We start from the raw sequence: 21,141 nt of genomic DNA, 5'->3' as shown, positions 1-21,141 counted from the left end.
CAATTACCCTTTCGCTTCCACCACCTCTTCCTCCGGCGCTTTGCCATCAATACTGCCGCGCCAACCAGTTTGCGGCACCCGCGACAACCGCGTCTGATCCTGCTCGATAGCGGACGAAAGCATCTCTTTGGCCCGCTGCATGCTGGCGATGCGGAACTCGGTATCTTCGTAGTTCTCCAACGTATCTTCCAGCATCTTCACGTTATACCGCCGGAAGGTATCCGCTTTTTCACGGGCTTCGTAGGCGTCCAGCCCCAGCAGCTCGAGGGTTTCTCTGCCGATCAGTAACGAGCTTTCAAAGGTTTCCCGCGCAGGTTTTTCCACCCCCAACTGGCGCAGTTGATACCAGTGGTCCACATCGCGGGCACGCGCCACCACTTTCAGGTGTGGGAAATGGCGTTTGACCAGCGCCGTCAGTTGCAGGTTCGCCTCCACGTCGTCGATGGCGTTAATCAGGATTTTGGCATGTTCCGCTCCTGCCGCTTCCAACAGATCGGCCCGCGTCGCATCACCATAGAACACCTTGGTGCCAAATTTGCGCAGCGTTTCGATGTGGTCCGGATCGTGATCCAGTACTACGGTATGCACGCCGTTGGCCAGCAACATACGGCCCGCGATCTGGCCGAAACGGCCAAAACCGGCGATGATCACGCTGGCGTTCTCTTCGTCGATCACGTCTGCCGGGCGTTCGTCCTGCGGGGCATTCTTGGCCAGGCGAGCGGCAACCACCAGCAGCAGCGGCGTAGCGGCCATCGAAAGTGCGACGGCCAACGTCAGCGATTTAGCCCATTCGAGTGGTAACACGCCCGCCATCTGCGCCGCACCAAAGATCACAAAAGCAAACTCACTGCCCTGCCCCAGCAAAATGGCAAACAGCCCGCGCTGGCGCTTGGGTACCCCAAGCATTGGCGCAACCAGCCACAGCAGCGCCGCCTTCAACAGCATAAAGCCCAGCAACAGCGAGGCAATCAGCAACGGGTGATGGAACAGCGTGCCAAAGTCGATCGACATCCCCACGCCGATAAAGAACAAACCAAGCAGCAGGCCTTTAAATGGCTGAATGTCGCTTTCCAGCGCATGGCGGTATTCGGAACTGGCCAGCAACACGCCAGCCAGAAAAGCCCCCATCGCCATCGACAGCCCGGCCATTTCCAACAGAATGCCAAAACCAAACACCAGGAACAGCGCCACGGCGCTGAAGACTTCACGCATGCCGGAACGCGCCACAAAGTGCAGCAAGGGTCGGGTCACATAGCGCCCCAACAGCACCACGACCGCCAGCGCCCCCACCACCTTGGCGGCAGAAAACACAAAGGCCCCCAGCGTAGTAGCCGCACCGCTACTGGCTAGCAGTGGGATCATCGCCACCAAGGGAATAGCGGCAATATCCTGGAACAACAGCACCGCAAACGAGCTGCGGCCAATCGGCGAAGGCGTCAGATTACGCTCACTCATCGCCTGCATGGCAATTGCGGTGGAGGAAAGTGCCAACGTCAAGCCAATCAGCAAGGCGACCTGCCAATTCAGGCCGAGGAAATAGCAGAAGGCGCTCAGCACCAGGCCGCATCCCACCATCTGGATGCTCCCACCGCCAAATACCGCTGCCCGCAGAGTCCACAACCGCCGGGGATCCAGTTCCAGCCCGATGATAAACAACATCAATACCACGCCGATTTCGGCAAAGGTCAGTATCGACTCCGGATCGGAAACCAGTTTCAGCCCCCAGGGGCCAATGACGCAGCCCGCAATCAGGTAACCAAGTACCGATCCCAACCCCAGGCGTACGGCAATCGGCACCAACAGCCCGGCCGATCCCAGATAGATCAGCCCTTCAATCATCATCGAGTGATTATCCATTCACGGACTCCTGCTCTACTGCTTGCTCGCTGTGTTCCATCAGATACTGCACCAGCCGCTGGCGATAGGCTTCCCCGGCGGCGATCAAGGCCGGTTCGTTACAGGTGAAGGTGTTGTGCACGGCAAAATATGGCTGCCACTTCATACCGCAGTAAATCGCCGTGGCCTGTAGCGGCTGGCCCAGTGCGGCAAAGTTGGGGTAATCGCCCAAAGCGAAATGCTGCTCATCTCCGCCACTGGTGACCGCCCACAGGCAGTCTTTCCCCACCAGGGCGTTGCCCTCGTGGCCATAGGCCCAGCCATGTTCCAGCACTTTGTCGATCCACAGTTTCAGCAACGGCGGTAGGCTGTACCACTGCATCGGATGCTGTAAAACCACCATATCGGCCCGTTCCAGCGCCCGCTGCTCGGCATCGATATCGATATTAAAATCCGGATACAGTTCGTACAGCGCACGGACCTCCACGCCGGGAATGTCTTTTACCGCCTGTAGTAAACAGTGATTGGCATGAGAATGCCGGGGATAGGGATGAGCGTAAATAATCAGGATCATGCGGTTCTCACCGTGCTGTGTGGTCTATCAAGCATATATCTTGACGCTTTACGCAGGGATTAATAGCGGAAATTTTTATCGGGCCTATACAAATTGGCTGATGGAAATCGCGAAAACAACCTTGCTATCATGTGACCAACTCAACATTAGGAGGAAACGATTATGGCCAAAGGGAAATCCGTAAAAAAAAACGCCGCCAAAAAGCAGGGGCCGAAAAATCCGCGCCAACAATTCAATGCCCACTGTCAGGCTATTAAGCAACAGCATTTACGGCTGGATGCATTACACCGACAGCAGACAGAACTGGTCACCCGTTTCCAGCAACAGATGTTGCCTTTAGAAAAACAGTTTGTCGATGCCGTTTTTCAAAAGGCCGAGCGCTTGCTCTCCTTCGTCGATAAAAAATCCCTCTCAGCCTTGCAACGTGACAATCTTCTCAACTGGATCGGCGAAGATTTGATGTACCTGGAGGAATACCCGTTCGCGGATCATCTGGATATTCAGCCACTCCGGGAAAAATACCTCAACGCCTGTGCCACAATGGTGAACGATAAAGATCTGGATGAAGACGAACTCCAGCTTATGCGTGACATGTTAGAGAGTCAGCTTCCCTTTGTGCAGGATATCTCAGACGAGGAGCTGCGGGATTTAGTCCGTGAGCCGCATAAATTCAAAGCCAAAATCGAGGAAACGTTCGCCAATTCGGCCGCCAATGAAGACGAAGAATTTGCCGAGGACGAAGAGGAGCCTCTCTTTGATGAGTTTGAGGAAGAAGCGCTTGCGGCCAGAGAGCGGCGGCAACAAGAAATCACCTCCCTGTTCAGCGCTTCGGCAGCCAACCGCATGTATAAACAGCTCGCTAAGGTATTTCATCCTGACCGCGAAATGGATGAAACCATCAAGCAAGAAAAACATCATTTGATGGTGCAACTGGCGCAGGCCAAGCAAAACCACGATATCTGGACCATCATCAATCTGTATCAACAACATATTGATCCCAACGGCGGCTTCGAAGAGAAGGATCTGCCAGAAGTCAATCGGCTACTTGCCGAGCAGGTGATTACCCTGAAGTTCGATTATCGCCAAAAAGAGTATGGGAGCGATCCTATGACCGCACTGCTGTGGTCAAAATTTGGCGATGCCAAAACGCCTCAAGCACTGGATAAAAAACTGATCCGTCATGCCAATGAACTCAAAGCATTGCTGGCTGAAGAAAGTGAAGCGCTGGAAGAACTGACTTCTTTGAAAGTGCTGAAGCAGCATTTGGCGGAGCGTGAGCAGGAAATGGAAGAGGACGAGATGAGCTTTATGGCACAGATGTTCAAATAACCGCAAAAATACCCGCCCTGGACCATCCAAGGCGGGCCGGCGTGGGTTAATCCCCGCTTCGCCCAGCACCACGACGGTGCCGTGAGTCGCATCCAGCACAAAGCCCTGCTTGAGCAGGCTGGCAGCTAAATCCACTACGCGAGCCTTATCCCCACCGCGCACCGACAGCAGCGTACGGCCTTTCTTCATGGCATCACCGGCTTATGGTCATGATTGACTCAACGTGTTGATAATCTCAAACAAACGGTCGATCTCCTGGCGGGTGTTGTAATGCATCAATCCGATCCGCACGACACCGCCACGTTGCTCCAGACCCAGTTGGCGGATCAGCCCCAGCGCATAAAAATGCCCGTTGCCGACACAAATATTGTGCTCGCCCAGCGCTCTAGCAACCGATTCAGGCAGCACGTGCGCAAACGTCACGGCGAAAGTCGGGGTCCGGCAGTTGGCATCGGGCCGATCGATACCGTACAAACGCGCACCTTTGACTTGCCGTAGTTTATCCAGGAAATAAGCGCTGAGCGCTTCTTCATGTTGGCTGAGTTGGCTAAAGCTGTCTTGCAAGCGCTGCCGCAATGGCGCGCCCGCTTCTCCCCACTGAGCCAGGTATTCGATCGCAGCTGTCACCCCCGCGAGCCCCTCAAAACTCTGAGTCCCCGTCTCAAAACGCCCAGGGCCAAGATCGGTGGCCGGCTCGACCTTGTAAGGACGTAACGTTTGCAACCACGGCGCAGCCAGATAGGCAATCCCGACGTGTGGGCCAAAAAATTTATACGCGGAACACAGGAGTATGTCGCAACCCAGCGCCTGAACATCAATAAGGCGGTGTGGGGCATAGTGCACAGCATCTACATACACCAAAGCGCCAACCTGGTGCGCCGCCTCGACGATACGCTTTATATCCACGATCGAGCCTGTGGTATTTGACGCATAGGTGACAGCCACCAACCGGGTTTTGGCGTTAATGAGCGCACAAAGTTTATCGACGTCTAACGTACAATCCTGATCGTTAACTGGAGCCTGATGGACAACGACCTGTTTATCGGCAGCGGCCTGTTGCCAGCTCGAAACGTTCGCATAGTGATCCAGAGCGGTGACGATCACTTCGTCCCCGGCTTGCCACTCCCGGCTGATAGCGCGGCTCAGTTGAAAAGTCAGTGAGGTCATGTTGGCGCCAAAGACAATATTGTCAGCCGAACCGGCATTCAAGAAGGCCCGAACAGACTCTCTGGCTTGTAACATCACTTGCTCAGTGGCTTTGCTGGAAAAGTAGTGTCCCCCCAAGTTGGCATTATGGTGGCCCAAATAATCGACCATCTTGTCTAATACCGTACGCGAAACCTGTGAGCCACCAGGGCCATCAAAGAACACCACGCTTTTTCCTTGATGCAGCTGATCCAGAGCGCTGAATTGCGCCCGGCTTTGTTCAGGCGTAAATGTCATACCACCCTCGCTGTCAGAACAAAAACATCCATATGCCCTTCTTTATCGGCCTCGACGGCACGGATTGGGCAGGCGTTATGCCACAACTTACTATCAGCAATCATGGCAACTTCGCCATTTTCCAACACCTTACGGAAAAATGGCTCTTCGCGATTGCTGTTATAGAGCAGGATATCCCCCCCGACAATGTTATGCCTGTCGATACCGACTATCGCGATATGATCAAAACCATCACGATGGATGCCTTCCGGCGCCACCTGAGTTTCATCATAGGTGGTGGTAATGCGGATTTGGTGGATCTCTATTTCCTGGTTGTTCGGTAGAGCATTGCTTTCAACAAAGACCCCACACATTTCACGCATCCCCTCATTTTGCCAGGTTGTGGTCAGGAGCGGTTCGAACTGGCGGACAATATTGCCCTGAAAGCGGTTGATATCCTCAGACTGTACAAACTCATGTTTGTCCGTCTCTACGACCTTTCCATCCTGAAAACGCATGACAGAATAACGCCGCAGGCGGTACTTGCCATCCGCATGCTGGGTGTGGGGAAGCGTGTTGAATGAAGGAGCCAGTTGAACCATCCCTTCCCGGCTAAGATGGGTGATCTGCAGGATATTCTCGTGTTTGTTTAGCATGATGACACCTTATTGAACAGGTCCGTTTTGCAACAGAAAATAACAGTAATCATCATTAAAAGTAGATAAAGATAATGGGATATCAAATTTATCATCCCAAAAATATGACGTACCCCCACAAAATCAGCACAAGTCGCAAATCATCACTATTGGGTTGCTCCAGCAATAAAAAAGGCGCTGCAAAAGCAGCGCCTCAGTGATAGCCAAGTTATTAACTTACTTGGTGATACGTGCGTGCAGTTCCTGTACCGACGTCACCTGCTCGGTTGGATCTGCCTTCATCGCCATCGAGGTAGCAAAGCCGCCGTTCATCGTGGTGTCGTAGTGCACTTTATACTGCAGCGCACTGCGGCGGATCAGCTTGGAGTCTTCAATCGCCTGACGCCCCGCCGTGGTATTAACGATGTAGGTGTACTCGCCGTTCTTGATGCGGTCCTGAATGTGCGGACGCCCTTCATGCACCTTGTTGACCAAGCGTGGGTTAATCCCCGCTTCGCCCAGCACCACTGCGGTGCCGTGGGTGGCATCCAGTTCAAAGCCCTGCTTGAGCAGGCTGGCAGCCAAATCCACTACGCGAGCCTTGTCCCCACTGCGAACCGACAGCAGCGCACGGCCTTTCTTCATGCCGGAGTTACTGCCCAACATCGCCTTGGAGAAGGCTTCGGCGAAGGTGCGGCCAACGCCCATCACTTCACCGGTCGAGCGCATTTCTGGCCCGAGGATCGGGTCAACGCCTGGGAATTTGTTGAACGGCAGCACCACTTCCTTGACCGAGTAGTACGGCGGGATAACCTCTTCGGTCACGCCCTGTTCGGCCAGCGATTTACCGGCCATCACGCGCGCCGCCACTTTCGCCAGCGGTACGCCGGTCGCCTTGGAAACGAACGGCACGGTACGCGCGGCGCGTGGGTTCACTTCGATCAGGTAGACTTCGTTGTTCTTCACCGCAAACTGCACGTTCATCAGACCACGAACCTGCAGTTCAAACGCCAGTTTTTCTACCTGCTGGCGCATCACGTCCTGGATCTCTTTGCTCAGCGTGTAGGCTGGCAGTGAACAAGCGGAGTCACCGGAGTGGACGCCAGCCTGTTCGATATGCTCCATGATGCCACCGATCAGCACGCGCTCGCCGTCACAGATAGCATCCACATCCACTTCTACCGCGTCGTCCAGGAAGCGGTCCAGCAGCACTGGCGCATCGTTGGACACGCTAACCGCGTTCTGGAAGTAACGGCGCAGGTCGATGTCGTCGTAAACGATCTCCATCGCACGGCCACCCAGTACGTAGGATGGGCGCACCACCAGCGGATAACCGATACCGGCCGCTTTCTCAACCGCCTGTTCGATGGTTGCCACGGTGGCGTTGGCCGGTTGCTTCAGGCCCAAGCGGTTAACCGCCTGCTGGAAACGTTCACGGTCTTCGGCACGGTCAATCGCATCCGGGCTGGTGCCGATAATCGGCACGCCTGCCGCTTCCAGCTCACGCGCCAGTTTCAACGGGGTTTGCCCGCCGTACTGCACGATCACGCCTTTTGGCTTCTCGATGCGCACGATTTCCAGCACGTCTTCCAGCGTCACCGGTTCGAAGTACAAGCGATCCGAGGTGTCGTAGTCGGTAGAGACGGTTTCCGGGTTACAGTTGACCATGATGGTCTCGTAGCCGTCTTCGCGCAGCGCCAACGAGGCGTGTACGCAGCAATAGTCGAACTCGATGCCCTGGCCGATACGGTTCGGGCCACCGCCCAGGATCATGATTTTCGGGCGATCGTTGGTCGGGTTGGATTCACACTCGTCTTCATAGGTGGAATACATGTAGGCGGTGTCGGTCGCAAATTCTGCCGCACAGGTGTCCACACGTTTGTAGACCGGGTGCATGTTGAAGCTGTGGCGCAGCTTGCGGATTTCGCTTTCCGCCACGCCAGCCAGCTTGGCCAGGCGCGCATCGGCAAAGCCTTTACGCTTGAGCGTGCGCAGGAAATCAGCGTTCAGGCCGTTGATGCCCGCTTCGGCAACCTGCTCTTCCAGACGCACCAGCTCTTCAATCTGCACCAGGAACCAGCGGTCGATGTTGGTCAGGTTGAACACACCATCGACGGACAGACCGGCGCGGAAAGCATCGGCGATGTACCAGATACGATCGGAACCCGCATCCTTCAGCTCACGGCGGATCTTGGTCAAGGCTTCCGGATCGTCCAGGCTCACTTTCGGATCAAACCCGGTCGCGCCCACTTCCAGGCCGCGCAGCGCTTTCTGCAATGACTCCTGCTGAGTGCGGCCAATTGCCATCACTTCGCCGACCGACTTCATCTGGGTGGTCAGGCGATCGTTGGCACCGGCAAACTTCTCGAAGTTGAAGCGCGGGATCTTGGTGACGACATAGTCGATGGACGGCTCAAAGGAGGCTGGCGTACGGCCACCGGTGATGTCATTCATCAGCTCATCGAGGGTGTAACCCACCGCCAGCTTGGCGGCGATCTTGGCAATCGGGAAGCCGGTCGCTTTCGAAGCCAGCGCCGATGAACGGGATACGCGTGGGTTCATTTCAATCACGATCAGGCGGCCGGTTTTCGGGTTCACCGAGAACTGCACGTTGGAGCCGCCGGTTTCCACCCCGATCTCACGCAGTACCGCCATCGAGGCGTTACGCATGATTTGGTATTCTTTGTCGGTCAGCGTTTGCGCTGGAGCCACCGTGATAGAGTCACCGGTATGGATACCCATCGCATCGATGTTTTCGATCGAGCAGACGATGATGCAGTTGTCATTCTTATCGCGCACCACCTCCATCTCGTACTCTTTCCAGCCGATCAGCGATTCGTCAATCAGCAGCTCTTTGGTCGGGGACAGATCCAGACCGCGCTCGCAGATCTCTTCGAACTCTTCGCGGTTATAGGCGATACCGCCACCGGTGCCGCCCATGGTAAATGACGGGCGGATAATGCATGGGAAGCCCACATCGGCGGCCACCGCCAACGCTTCTTCCATATTATGGGCGATGCCGGAACGCGCCGTATCCAGGCCAATTTTCTTCATGGCGATATCGAAACGGCGGCGGTCTTCGGCTTTGTCGATGGCATCGGCGGTAGCGCCGATCATGGTGACGCCGAACTCGGCCAGTACGCCCTGACGTTCCAGCTCCAACGCACAGTTCAGCGCGGTTTGCCCACCCATGGTTGGCAGCACCGCATCCGGGCGCTCTTTCTCGATGATTTTACGCACCACTTCCCAATGGATCGGCTCGATGTAGGTGGCATCGGCCATTTCCGGGTCGGTCATGATGGTGGCCGGGTTCGAGTTGACCAGTACAACGCGGTAACCTTCTTCACGCAGCGCCTTACACGCCTGGGCACCAGAGTAGTCAAATTCACACGCCTGGCCGATAACGATCGGGCCAGCGCCGAGGATCAGGATGCTTTTTATATCTGTACGTTTTGGCATGGCTTTTCTGGCTCCTGATTATTTGGCGTTGGTACGGTAAGTCTCAATCAGTTCGATAAAGTGATCGAACAGCGGCGCGGCATCGTGCGGGCCTGGGCTGGCTTCTGGGTGGCCCTGGAAGCTGAACGCGGCTTTATCGGTACGATGGATGCCCTGCACCGTGTGGTCGAACAGGGATTTATGCGTGACGCGCAACGTGCTCGGCAGATTATTTTCATCTACGGCAAAGCCATGGTTCTGCGCGGTGATCATCACGGTATTGTTATCCAGATCCTTCACCGGGTGGTTACCGCCGTGGTGGCCAAGCTTCATCTTCATGGTTTTGGCACCGCTGGCCAGCGCCAACAGTTGGTGGCCCAGGCAGATACCAAATACCGGGATATCGGTTTCCAGGAAGCGTTTGATGGCGGTAATGGCGTAATCGCATGGCTCCGGATCTCCAGGGCCGTTGGACAGGAAGATGCCGTCCGGATTCATTTTCAGCACGTCTTCCGCAGGGGTTTGCGCTGGCACCACGGTGAGGCGGCAGCCGCGATCCACCAGCATGCGCAGAATGTTACGCTTGGCGCCGTAATCGTAGGCCACTACATGGTAAGGCAGTTCGCCCGCAGGCTTAGCCTCCGGTAAATCGCCTTCCAGCGTCCAGCTCCCCTGTTGCCAGGCGTAAGCCTCTTTGGTGGTGACCTCTTTCGCCAGATCCATGCCTTTCAGGCCAGGGAAAGCCTTGGCTTTTTGCAGCGCCAGCTCGGCATCGGTGAGGTCGCCCGCGATGATGCAGCCGTTCTGTGCGCCTTTCTCACGCAGCAGGCGGGTCAGCTTGCGGGTATCGATATCGGCAATCGCCACAATGTTGTGACGCTTGAGGTAATCGGCCAGGCCCATTTCGTTGCGGTAGTTGCTGGCAATCAGTGGCAGGTCGCGGATGACAAGGCCTTGAGCATGAACAGCGGAGGATTCTGCGTCGGAATCATTGGTGCCGACATTGCCGATATGAGGATAAGTAAGAGTAACGATCTGGCGGGAGTAGGAAGGATCAGTGAGGATTTCTTGATAGCCGGTCATCGAGGTATTGAAGACCACTTCCCCCACTGCCGTACCTTCTGCCCCGATGGCCCGACCGTGGAATTGGGTTCCGTCTTCCAGAACCAATAGCGCTGACTTAATCAAAACACCCTCCGAGGAATAATCAATCACAATATTTGCATATTAATTCAGATTTCACGCCCTAAATCAATGCAAAAACCGCCCTCAAGGCCAATTTTTGGCAAATTGGGCGCATTTTAATGATGAGCGTCCCGCTTGTCTAGATAAAGCGCCATTTTTTCCATTATTTTTGCTGCCCTCAGGGTTTAAAGGGGGTCACAGGCACAAAAACACCAGCAAACTTGACCGAGTAAACGGTTGCGAGACACAGTGACAGAAAAAATGGCTTAAAACAGCTAAAATCGATGCGAGGAGCAATAAAGATGGCAGTAAAAACAGGAAATAGACTGGATAACATATAAAAATAATAGCTACACAATTAAAACTAATCGTAAGCTTCATTTTTGATGTTAAAAAAAAGGACAATAAAATTATTGTCCGATTATCATATCATTATGATCAACACAACCACATCACGATGGTGTTCATTAAAATTATAACTGGTCTAAACCGAGCACGTCACGCATATCAAACAGCCCGTTATGCTGGTTTGAGATCCAGGATGCGGCACGCACCGCGCCATTGGCAAACGTCATCCGGCTTGAGGCTTTATGGGTGATCTCTACCCGCTCGCCAATATCGGCAAACATGGCGGTATGTTCACCCACAATATCCCCGGCACGAATGGTGGCAAAGCCGATGCTCTTTGGATCGCGCTCGCCGGTATAACCCACGCGCTCGTAAACCGCGCACTCTTTCAAATCACGTCCCAAGGCACCGGCAATCGCCTCGCCCATGGCTAACGCCGTTCCTGAAGGGGCATCTACCTTGTGGCGGTGGTGAGCTTCCACAATTTCAATATCGGTATAATCGCCCATGACCTTGGCCGCTTTTTCCAGCAGCTTGAGCACCACGTTGACGCCCACGCTGAAGTTGGCGGCAAACACGATGCCAATCTGCTGTGCCGCGTCCTGGATCGCCGCTTTACCTGCATCATCAAAACCGGTGGTGCCGATCACCATGGCTTTGCCGTGGGCCACGCAAAACGCCAGATGGGCCAGGGTGCCTTCCGGGCGGGTGAAGTCGATCAGGATATCGAAATCGCTGACAACCTTTTCCAGGTTATCGCTGACGGTGACGCCCAATGCACCAACGCCAGCCAGTTCGCCGGCATCGGTGCCAACCAGGCTAGAACCCGGGCGCTCCAACGCTGCCCCCAATACCACACCCTGTGCCTGTTGCACGGCCTGGATCAATTGGCGCCCCATGCGGCCACCGGAACCCGCAATCGCGATGCGGATTTGTGAATCAGTCATACTTCGCTCTCTTTTATGGTCAAAAGCCGATCCTCGGCTATAGGTTCAGGGTAACTTTCTCACCTTACCACTGCCAGAGGATTTTTTTGCGGATTAGAAAATTATGATATGCCCGGTATGTTATCAGTAACGCTGTCAATTGATTAACAATTACCCGATTAGCGGCAACTGTCTGGTTTTACATAATCATGCACTATTTATGCATTACGATGAATGGCGTAAAGGGGGTTTCTGCAAGTTAAATAGCGGCTGTTATTATCGCGACACATAAAGCCCAAAGCAGAGGGGAGTCATACAGGTTAGCCGACCGTTGAGCGCATGGATGCGCGATTCGAGCCCCCAGGGATGGGTTTACGGCGTGTCGGCGTTCTGTATGGCTCCTACCTGTTACACCAGTAATTACAGCTAGTTAAAATGCAAAACGGGGAGCATGAAAGCTCCCCGTTCAAATAGATGACAAAGTGGTAATGTTGCAGACTCTTAACGGACGCAGCATGCAGCGTCCCTACGTAGCAACACTCAAGCCTGGGGTAAGAAAAACCATCAGTCGATCTGCTTGATATCCATGCGCAGTTCTTTCGGCACTTCAAACACGATGTTCTCTTCACGGCCGCTAAGCTCCTGCACGTCCTTGCCGCCCAAAGCTTTCAAGCGGCTGATGACGTCCTGAACCAGCACGTCCGGCGCAGAGGCTCCAGCGGTGACGCCAATGTTGCTCGCATCTTTCAACCAGGATTCCTGAATGTCCGCCGCCGAGTCGATCAGATAGGCCGGTTTCCCCACACGCTGGGCAAGCTCGGCCAGGCGGTTGGAGTTGGAGGAGTTCTTCGACCCCACCACCAGCACCACATCGGCATCACCTGCCAAGCTGCGCACCGCTTCCTGACGGTTGGTGGTGGCATAGCAGATATCGTCCTTGCGCGGCCCGATAATATCCGGGAAGCGCTTACGCAACGCATCGATCACGTCGGAAGTATCGTCCACCGATAAGGTAGTCTGGGTCATAAAGCACAGGTTATGCTCGTTCTTTACCTGCAATTGCCAGACATCTTCCGGCGACTCAACCAGGTACATGCCCCCTTGAGGGTTACTGTACTGGCCCATGGTGCCTTCCACTTCCGGATGCCCGGCGTGGCCAATCAGGATCGCTTCGGTGCCCTTACGGCTGGCACGGGCCACTTCCATATGCACCTTGGTCACCAACGGACAGGTAGCATCAAACAGCATGGTCAGATCCCGGGCCTTGGCCTCGGCACGAACTGCCTGTGAAACACCGTGGGCAGAGAAGATCAGGATCGAGCCATCCGGCACTTCCGCGATCTCTTCGATAAATACCGCACCGCGCTCACGCAGGCTTTCGACCACGTAGCGGTTATGTACCACTTCGTGACGGACGTAAATCGGCGCGCCATAAATCTCCAGCGCACGTTCTACGATGCTGATCGCACGATCAACCCCGGCGCAGAAGCCACGTGGATTAGCCAGCAATATTTGCATGCGCTTCCTCCTGCTGCGGGTCGATCTCCAGCACTTCGATATCGAAGGTCACCGGATGCCCCGCCAACGGATGATTGAAATCAACGGTGATCGAATCTTCCGCCACTTCACGCACCACACCAGGCATTTCACTGCCGTCGATGGCGGTAAACAACATGATGGTGCCGACATCCGGCACGCCTGTTTCGTTGAAGTCGCGGCGTGAGAAGAACTGGATGAGATCCGGGTTCTCCGCACCGAACGCAGCTTCCGGTTGCAGGGTAAACGCACACTTGTCCCCAGCCCGCAGACCGATCAGCTGCTGTTCCAGCGGAGCAGACAGGCTGCCATCGCCCAGGCGGAACAGCGCTGGTTTGCCGTTGCCCTGGGTGGATTCCGCCGTCGTTCCATCTGCCAGTTTCAGCGTAAAATGCACCAGCACTGCGCTGTTGCCGTTAACCTGAGCCGTCATATCACTTACCTTCGCTGTTGACGCTTTTCTTCGCTGGCAAGAACCCTTCCAGCACGATCATGGCGGCACCGACGCAGATAAAGCTGTCCGCCAGATTGAAGGTCGGGTAATGCCAGTTGCCGATATAAAAGTCGATGAAATCGACCACAAAGCCATGCCACAGACGATCAAACAGGTTGCCGAGCGCACCGCCGATAATAAAGGCATAGGCGATATTGTTCAGCTTCTGCTGGGCACTGCTGCGATACATCATCACCAGCAGCACCACCACGATGGCGATCGCAATACCGGCAAAGAACCAGCGCTGCCAGCCACCGTGATCCGCCAGGAAACTGAACGCCGCGCCGTAGTTACGCGCGTAGTACAGGTTGATTGACGGGAACAACGGCTGGGTCTGGCCCAGCACGAAGTTACTCAGGATCCACTGTTTGCTGAAAAAATCCAGCGCCAGCACCACCACTACCAACCATAACCAGCGCAAGCCGGTCGAACTTATCGGTCTACTCATCAGGCGCGTGTTCTCAAGCAAAGTTACGTTTTTCGCCGTCACCGGCTACGTTGGTCACACAGCGGCCGCAAAGTTCTGCGTGCTCCGCCACCTGGCCGACATCGGTGGTGTAATGCCAGCAGCGCGGGCACTTCTCACCATCCGCTTTGCTGAACGCAATTTTCAGCCCTTTCAACAGTTCGCTTTGCTGCGCATCTGCCGGAGCATCCGCAAACGGTGCTACGCTGGCCGATGAGGTCAGCAACACAAAGCGCAGCTCGTCTTGCAGGCTGTTCAGACGCGCTGCCAGATCGCTATCGGCGTACAGCGTAACCGCCGCCTCCAACGAACCGCCAATGTGCTTGTCTGCACGCGCCTGCTCCAGCACCTTGTTCACTTCGCCACGCACTTTCAGCAGATCGGCCCAGAACGCATCGTTCATGCCTTCGCCTGCCGCCAGACCGAACAGACCGTCATACCACTCTTCGGTAAACACGTACTGCGTGCGCTCACCTGGCAGGAAGGCCCAGATTTCATCGGCGGTAAACGACATGATCGGTGCCATCCAACGTACCAGCGCTTCTGCAATGTGGAACAGAGCGGTCTGGCAGCTGCGGCGGGCAACGCTGTCGCTTTTCGCGGTGTACTGACGGTCTTTAATGATGTCCAGATAGAAGGAACCCATTTCTACCGAGCAGAACTGCATCAGACGCTGCACCACTTCGTGGAAATCGTAGTTGGCATAGGCCTGCTCGATATCCTGTTGCGCGGCCATTGCACGACCTACGGCCCAGCGATCCAGCACCACCATCTCTTCCGGGGCCACGCAGTCAGTGCTCGGATCAAACCCGTTCAGGTTGGCCAGCAGGAAACGCGCGGTATTACGGATGCGGCGATAAGAATCGGCAGCACGCTTGAGGATTTCGTCGGAAACCGCAATCTCGCCGGTGTAGTCGGTAGACGCGACCCACAGACGCAGAATGTCGCCACCCAGCTTGTTCATAACGTCCTGCGGGCTGACGGTGTTGCCGATTGACTTGGACATTTTGCGGCCCTGACCATCGACGGTAAAGCCGTGGGTCAGCACTTCTTTGTAAGGCGCTTTGCCCTTCATGGCGGTCGAAATCATCAGTGATGACATGAACCAGCCACGATGTTGGTCGGAACCTTCCAGATACATATCGGCAGAGTGGCCGTTGAATTCTGGACGCACGTCAACCACGGAAGAATGGGTTGAACCTGAGTCGAACCAAACGTCCAGCGTATCTGGCACTTTCACATAATCGGCCGCTTCGGCACCGAGGATATCGGCAGCGTCCAGATCCCACCAGGCCTGGATCCCGTCCTGCTCAACACGCTTGGCCACTTCTTCCATCAGCTCTACGCTGCGTGGGTGAAGCTGCTCAGTGTCTTTGTGCACGAACAGGGACATTGGAACACCCCAGGTACGCTGACGTGAGATACACCAGTCTGGGCGGTTAGCCACCATGGTTTCAATACGCGCCTGGCCCCAATCCGGGATCCACTGTACGCCCTTGATCTCTTCCAGCGACTGCTTGCGCAGGCCCTTTTGATCCATGCTGATAAACCATTGCGGCGTGGCACGGAAGATGATCGGCGTTTTGTGGCGCCAGCAGCACGGATAGCTGTGTTGCAGTTTTTCCACGTGCAACAAAGCGCCTTTCTCACGCAGCAGCTCAACGATCAGATCGTTGGCCTTGAACACGAATTTACCGTCCAGCGTTGGATAGGTGCCGGTCAGGTAGCAGCCGTTCGGGCCAACCGGGTTGGCGACTTCCAGGCCGTATTTCTGGCCGATCACGAAGTCATCCGGGCCGTGGCCAGGTGCGGTATGTACGGCACCGGTACCGGCATCCAGCGTAACGTGATCGCCCAGGATCGCCGGCACGTCAAAGCCCATAAACGGATGGGTAAAGCGCATCAGTTCCAGATCGCTGCCCTTACAGTCGCCCAGCACTGCCCAGGAAGTGATGCCTGCGCGCTTCATCACGCTTTCCACCAGATCGGCTGCCAGGATCACGCACTGGCCGTCGATCTGCACTAACTGATAGGCGAATTCTGCGTTCAGCGAGATCGCACGGTTGGCAGGCAGCGTCCACGGTGTGGTCGTCCAGATCACCAGTGACACCGGACCATTCACGTTGGTTACGCCAAACTTGCTGGCCACCGCCGCCGCATCAACCGCGTGGAACGCGACGTCGATGGATGGCGAGGTTTTGTCGTAATATTCAACTTCCGCTTCCGCCAGGGAAGAACCGCAGTCCGTACACCAGTGCACCGGCTTGGCGCCTTTGAGCAGATGACCATTGCTGATGATCTTGCCCAACGCACGGATGATGTTGGCTTCGGTTTTAAAATTCATGGTCAGGTACGGATGATCCCAGTCACCCAGAACCCCCAGACGGATAAAGTCTTTCTTCTGGCCTTCAACCTGCTCGGCAGCATATTCACGGCATTTCTGGCGGAACTCTGCCGGCGTCAGTTTCTCACCCGGTTTGCCATACAGTTGCTCAACCTTCAGTTCGATAGGCAGACCGTGACAGTCCCAGCCTGGAACATAAGGCGAATCAAAGCCAGCCATCCCTTTTGACTTGATAATAATGTCTTTGAGGATCTTGTTTACCGAGTGACCAATGTGAATGCTGCCATTCGCATACGGAGGGCCGTCATGCAGAATGAAGGATTTCTTGCCCTTTTTGGCGGCACGAATGATCCCGTACAGATCCTGTTCATACCAACGTGCGAGCATGCCAGGTTCACGCTTGGCGAGATCGCCACGCATCGGGAACCCTGTTTCCGGCAAGTTCAGGGTATTCTTGTAGTCACTCATTAGATTCTCGATCTCGTTTCGGTTCGTAGATTAAGCCGGTGTCTGTAGCCCGAAGAACGTCCGGGCCGTCACCACATCATTGGCGATTTGCTGCTTTAGCGCATCGAGCGAAGCAAAACGCTGTTCATTGCGCAATTTTGCGCGCAGCACCACATCCAGGTGGCGCCCGTAAAGATCCATGGTTACGTCCAGCAGATGCACTTCCAACTGCTGACGTACGCCTGCCACCGTAGGGCGCGTGCCGATATTGGCCACGCCCGGCAAAGGCTCGGGGCCCAGGCCATACACATCAACGGCATACACCCCTTTCACCGGGGCAACCAGGCGTTTGAGCGGCAGGTTGGCGGTTGGGAAACCAATGGTTCGCCCCAGTTCATCGCCATGCACTACGCGCCCGGAAATACTGTAAGGATGCCCCAGCAGGGTTTCTGCCAGTGGCAAATCATCATCACGCAGCGCATTGCGGATGGCGGTGCTGCTGATGCGCAGGTCGCCTTCACGGAAGCTTGGTGTGCTGACCACCTCAAAGCCGAATTCTTGCCCGGCAAGCTCTAACAGCGGGAAGTCCCCCTGGCGACCAGCACCAAAGCGGAAATCATCCCCCACCATCAGGAATTTTACCCCCAGCTTTTCGACCAGCAGCTCGGCAACGAATGCCTGAGCGGTATGGGCGGCAAAACGGGGATCAAACTTGACGCACAACAGGTAATCAACCCCGGCCTGCGCCAGGTATTTGGCTTTGTCACGCAAACGCGTGAGGCGGGCCGGAGCCTTATCCGCGGCAAACAGTTCCAGCGGTTGTGGCTCAAAGATCATGACGATGACGGGTAACCCCAGGCGTCGCCCTTCCTGCTTCAACTGCCCCAACAGCGCCTTGTGACCGCGATGGACGCCGTCAAAGTTGCCGATGGTGAGCACACAGCCACGGTGGCGTGCCCGGATATTATGGATGCCGCGAATTAGCTGCATAGCTGGCCCAACACAGTGGAAATCGGCGGATTATACCTTGTACAGCGGTCAAGGTTAACCCGCGATTGGTTCCTTTGATGTAATAGTCATACCATACCGGAGGATAATCGCCTTAACCACCGTTTATCTGGCCCAATGCGTGCTATATTAGCGCGCTGATAGCGAGCTTGGCTTCTGGCCGACGCTTGAAAGACGGGGGATAACCCACCAGGACCAACAGCTTGCAGACTGTGATGCAAATCACATGGCGATTTTTCTCGTGAAACACTGTATTCCCATGGCTGAAGCTGGTAAAATCCTGCGCCATCACAACGTAGCAAGTGCCGCCCGTACAAACGGCGCTTATTTGCACAAATCCATTGACAAACGAAGGCTAAAAGGGCATATTCCTCGGCCTTTGAATTGTCCTCAATATATATATTTGGGAGTTGGACCTTGGCTAATATCAAATCAGCTAAGAAACGCGCCATACAGTCTGAGAAACGTCGCAAGCATAACGCTAGCCGTCGCTCAATGGTGCGTACCTTCATTAAGAAGGTTGACGCAGCTATCGCAGCTGGCGACAAAGACGCAGCACAAAACGCATTCCTCGTAATGCAACCACTTGTGGATCGCCAGGCTGCTAAAGGCCTGATCCACAAAAACAAAGCAGCGCGTCATAAGTCAAACCTGACGGCGCGTATCAACGCAATGCAATAAGCATTACGTTGTGTGCTTGTTAAAAAAACCGGCCTCGGCCGGTTTTTTTACGCCTGACGTTCAAGCCTACAGCGCGAACAGCGCCGAGAAGTCCTTGTTGCATACCCGCTGTACCGCCGGGTGCTGGATCATTCGCTCGGCAAAAATGATGTAATACTCTTCCTGCACGCTATCGACACGCCCTATCTCCACCACGTCATCATCGCTATAGGTATCCAGTGCATACAGCGTTGGCGCCACGAAGATCGCATTGTGGTACAGGCCGAAAGCCTTCATCAGGGCCGCATCGTCAAACTCCCCCAGTATTTCGACCTTGATACCTTGCGTGTTGAACCAGTTGAGCAGCTTGCGCCCCAGCATTGAACGCCTTCCCGGGATCAGCAAGCGGCGCTGTTCCAGACAGGCCGGAAACGGTAAATCGGGTATCGGCTGACGACAGAAGAAACTGACCCCACACTCGCCCAGCTTCAGCGAAAACAAGCCTTCCTGCTGGCTGGAGTCGACCGGACAATCCGACAGGATCATATCCAGCTTATGCTGGCTCAGTTGCTCCAACAGCATCTCATGGGTTGATTCAAAACAGCGCAGGTGGATTTGCTCGTTGTCCACCACCACCGCCGTTTCCAGTACCTGGCTGACCAGACGTTTGGATAGCGCATCCGCGACGCCCACGTCAAACAGCAGGTTGGACTCCTTGCGGTAGTTGACGATATCCAGCATTTCCTGGCTGAGCATAAACATCTTGTCGGCATAGCGGAACACCAGTTGGCCTAGCTCGGAGGGTACCAGCCCGCGCCCCTGGCGTTTGAACAGCTTACCGTTGAGCCGTTCTTCCAGTGCCTTGATTTGGCCGGTGATGGTCTGCGGCGTGAGGAACAGGGCTTCTGCCGCTCCCACGACCGACCCCTCCTTGCAGACCTGCCAGAAGTAATACAGATGGTTAAAGTTGATATGAGACATTCTCAAAACGTTCTCTCCTTAGGTTTCTCATCGGCAAACGGTCTGCCGTGATGAGCGACAAACTCCCTATCGTTAATTTCGGACAACGCAAAGTTATCTTTAATCCCAAGTGCAGCGTAGCTGACGAAGCCACGCTGCCGCTACTATTGTAATAGCCCTTCAGCAACGAGGGGTAAACACAAAGGTCATCGGCTGCGAGGCAAACTCAAACGCAACAGGCCGTAACCCACTACCGCAGCGCTGGTCGATCCCAATAATATGCCTAATTTGGCATAGGTACTGAGAGCCACATCCGCATCGGCGAAGGCCAATGAGGCAATAAAAATCGACATGGTGAAACCAATACCACAGAGCACGGCCACAGCAAACACCTGTTTAAAGCCGATATCCTGCGGCAAACGGGCAATCCCCAGCTTCACCGCCAGCCAGCAGAAGACGAAAATCCCCAGCGGCTTGCCGATAAACAGCCCGGCAGCAATCCCCAGCGGCAGCAGTGAAGTCAACCCGCTCAAGGACACCCCTTGCAACGATACACCCGCGTTGGCAAAGGCGAACAGCGGCAGGATCAGGAAGGCGACCCAAGGGTGCAGCTCATGCTCCAGGGTTTCAGAGGGCGAAGGCTCACTCTTGGCGTTCAGCGGGATCATAAAGCCGACAATCACCCCCGCTAGCGTAGCGTGAACGCCTGACTTGAGGATCGCTACCCACAGCACCAATCCGACCATCATATACAACGAGGTTTTACCCACTCCCCGCCAGTTCATTAGCGCCAATACCGCAATCGCGGCAGCCGCAACGCCCAACGCCACCATCGAGACCTGATGGGTATAGAACAACGCGATAATGATGATAACCCCAAGGTCATCGATAATCGCCAAGGCCAGCAGGAACACTTTCAGGCTGGTCGGCACCCGGTTGCCCAGTAAGGCCATCACGCCCAAGGCAAAGGCAATATCCGTTGCCGCCGGGATCGCCCAGCCCTGGCGGGTCACTTCATCGGCACCGTTGAACAGCAGATAGATCAGCGCCGGAGCCAGCATGCCGCCCAGTGCCGCAATCGCAGGGAAGATGGCTTTGTCGCGCCCGGCCAACGAGCCTTGCAGCAGCTCACGTTTGACTTCCAGCCCGACCACCAGGAAGAAGATGGCCATTAAACCGTCGTTAATCCACAGCAGCAGCGGTTTGGCAATTTCCAGCGAGGCGATGCTGACCGCCACCGGTAAATTAAGGAAGGCCTGATACAGCCCCTGTACGGGGGTATTGGCCATGATCAATGCCACCACGGCGGCAGCGATCAGAATAATGCCGCCGGCGGCTTCTTGACGCAAAAATTGACGAATAATAGTAGTCACAGTACGTCACCCCAAGTAATAGGTTTCCAGATAATTCGCAGAGTATAGGCGAGGAGTAACATCGAAAAAAGCAGTTTATAAATGCAAAACAACTCGAAAAAACCGATTTATAAAGGTCTTATATCACAGTTTTAATAGGGATATAGACCATGCGTTTTGCT

General features: G+C 55.1%; 16 protein-coding genes and 1 pseudogene. 2 read left to right on the top strand and 15 right to left on the bottom strand.

Annotated features, from left to right (window positions below):
- Positions 1–3: 3 nt before the first annotated feature.
- Both kefC and kefF read right to left on the bottom strand, forming a co-directional pair.
- Positions 4–1,857, bottom strand: a complete 1,854-nt coding sequence (kefC, locus tag WN53_RS11845) for a glutathione-regulated potassium-efflux system protein KefC (RefSeq protein WP_024483563.1) — start codon at positions 1,855–1,857, stop codon at positions 4–6.
- Positions 1,850–2,410: a glutathione-regulated potassium-efflux system oxidoreductase KefF gene (gene kefF, locus WN53_RS11840; RefSeq protein ID WP_024483564.1), complete on the bottom strand. Its 561-nt coding sequence runs from the start codon at positions 2,408–2,410 to the stop codon at positions 1,850–1,852. Before kefF ends, kefC begins: the two co-directional genes overlap by 8 nt.
- Positions 2,411–2,572: 162 nt before the next feature.
- Between kefF and WN53_RS11835 the strand changes: the two genes are divergently transcribed.
- Positions 2,573–3,739: a hypothetical protein gene (locus WN53_RS11835; RefSeq protein ID WP_046808063.1), complete on the top strand. Its 1,167-nt coding sequence runs from the start codon at positions 2,573–2,575 to the stop codon at positions 3,737–3,739.
- Positions 3,740–3,778: 39 nt separating this feature from the next.
- Here WN53_RS11835 and WN53_RS29150 read toward each other — a convergent pair.
- The 11 genes and pseudogenes from WN53_RS29150 to ribF form a co-directional block, all read right to left on the bottom strand.
- A pseudogene (locus WN53_RS29150) lies at positions 3,779–3,925 on the bottom strand (hypothetical protein); the annotation flags it as partial.
- A gap of 21 nt (positions 3,926–3,946) precedes the next feature.
- Entirely contained in the window at positions 3,947–5,182 is a 1,236-nt protein-coding gene (locus WN53_RS11830; protein WP_024483566.1) for a cysteine desulfurase-like protein, read from the bottom strand.
- Positions 5,179–5,817 carry a 2OG-Fe dioxygenase family protein gene (locus tag WN53_RS11825; RefSeq protein ID WP_024483567.1) on the bottom strand — a complete coding sequence of 213 codons (639 nt, stop codon included), beginning with the start codon at positions 5,815–5,817 and terminating at the stop codon, positions 5,179–5,181. The genes WN53_RS11830 and WN53_RS11825 overlap by 4 nt, the downstream gene beginning before the upstream one ends.
- Positions 5,818–6,033: 216 nt before the next feature.
- Positions 6,034–9,255, bottom strand: a complete 3,222-nt coding sequence (gene carB, locus WN53_RS11820) for a carbamoyl-phosphate synthase large subunit (protein WP_024483568.1) — start codon at positions 9,253–9,255, stop codon at positions 6,034–6,036.
- 18 nt (positions 9,256–9,273) lie between these two features.
- Positions 9,274–10,422 (bottom strand): glutamine-hydrolyzing carbamoyl-phosphate synthase small subunit, encoded by a 1,149-nt coding sequence (carA, locus tag WN53_RS11815; RefSeq protein ID WP_037411486.1) that lies wholly within the window; start codon positions 10,420–10,422, stop codon positions 9,274–9,276.
- Between the two features lie 470 nt (positions 10,423–10,892).
- On the bottom strand, positions 10,893–11,714 hold the full coding sequence (gene dapB / locus WN53_RS11810; protein WP_024483570.1) for a 4-hydroxy-tetrahydrodipicolinate reductase: 822 nt from the start codon (positions 11,712–11,714) through the stop codon (positions 10,893–10,895).
- 543 nt (positions 11,715–12,257) lie between these two features.
- Entirely contained in the window at positions 12,258–13,211 is a 954-nt protein-coding gene (gene ispH / locus WN53_RS11805) for a 4-hydroxy-3-methylbut-2-enyl diphosphate reductase (RefSeq protein WP_024483571.1), read from the bottom strand.
- Positions 13,192–13,662 carry an FKBP-type peptidyl-prolyl cis-trans isomerase gene (fkpB, locus tag WN53_RS11800; RefSeq protein WP_024483572.1) on the bottom strand — a complete coding sequence of 157 codons (471 nt, stop codon included), beginning with the start codon at positions 13,660–13,662 and terminating at the stop codon, positions 13,192–13,194. Before fkpB ends, ispH begins: the two co-directional genes overlap by 20 nt.
- Position 13,663: 1 nt before the next feature.
- The gene (lspA, locus tag WN53_RS11795; protein WP_024483573.1) at positions 13,664–14,170 is read right to left on the bottom strand and encodes a signal peptidase II; all 507 of its coding nucleotides are present in this window, start codon (positions 14,168–14,170) and stop codon (positions 13,664–13,666) included.
- A gap of 13 nt (positions 14,171–14,183) precedes the next feature.
- Positions 14,184–17,000: an isoleucine--tRNA ligase gene (gene ileS / locus WN53_RS11790; RefSeq protein WP_024483574.1), complete on the bottom strand. Its 2,817-nt coding sequence runs from the start codon at positions 16,998–17,000 to the stop codon at positions 14,184–14,186.
- A gap of 30 nt (positions 17,001–17,030) precedes the next feature.
- The gene (ribF, locus tag WN53_RS11785) at positions 17,031–17,969 is read right to left on the bottom strand and encodes a bifunctional riboflavin kinase/FAD synthetase (protein WP_024483575.1); all 939 of its coding nucleotides are present in this window, start codon (positions 17,967–17,969) and stop codon (positions 17,031–17,033) included.
- 435 nt (positions 17,970–18,404) lie between these two features.
- Between ribF and rpsT the strand changes: the two genes are divergently transcribed.
- Positions 18,405–18,668, top strand: a complete 264-nt coding sequence (gene rpsT, locus WN53_RS11780) for a 30S ribosomal protein S20 (protein ID WP_024483576.1) — start codon at positions 18,405–18,407, stop codon at positions 18,666–18,668.
- A gap of 66 nt (positions 18,669–18,734) precedes the next feature.
- On the opposite strand, the gene nhaR is transcribed toward rpsT, so the two are convergent.
- Both nhaR and nhaA read right to left on the bottom strand, forming a co-directional pair.
- Positions 18,735–19,634, bottom strand: coding sequence for a transcriptional activator NhaR (nhaR, locus tag WN53_RS11775; protein WP_021179255.1), 900 nt, complete (start codon positions 19,632–19,634; stop codon positions 18,735–18,737).
- Positions 19,635–19,813: 179 nt separating this feature from the next.
- On the bottom strand, positions 19,814–20,980 hold the full coding sequence (gene nhaA / locus WN53_RS11770; RefSeq protein WP_024483577.1) for a Na+/H+ antiporter NhaA: 1,167 nt from the start codon (positions 20,978–20,980) through the stop codon (positions 19,814–19,816).
- Positions 20,981–21,141 lie beyond the last annotated feature (161 nt).

This window comes from Serratia fonticola (assembly GCF_001006005.1).
GTDB classification, from domain to species: Bacteria; Pseudomonadota; Gammaproteobacteria; order Enterobacterales; family Enterobacteriaceae; genus Chania; species Chania fonticola.
Note: the sequence above shows the minus strand (reverse complement) of the source record. Positions and strands in the feature narration are given on the sequence as shown.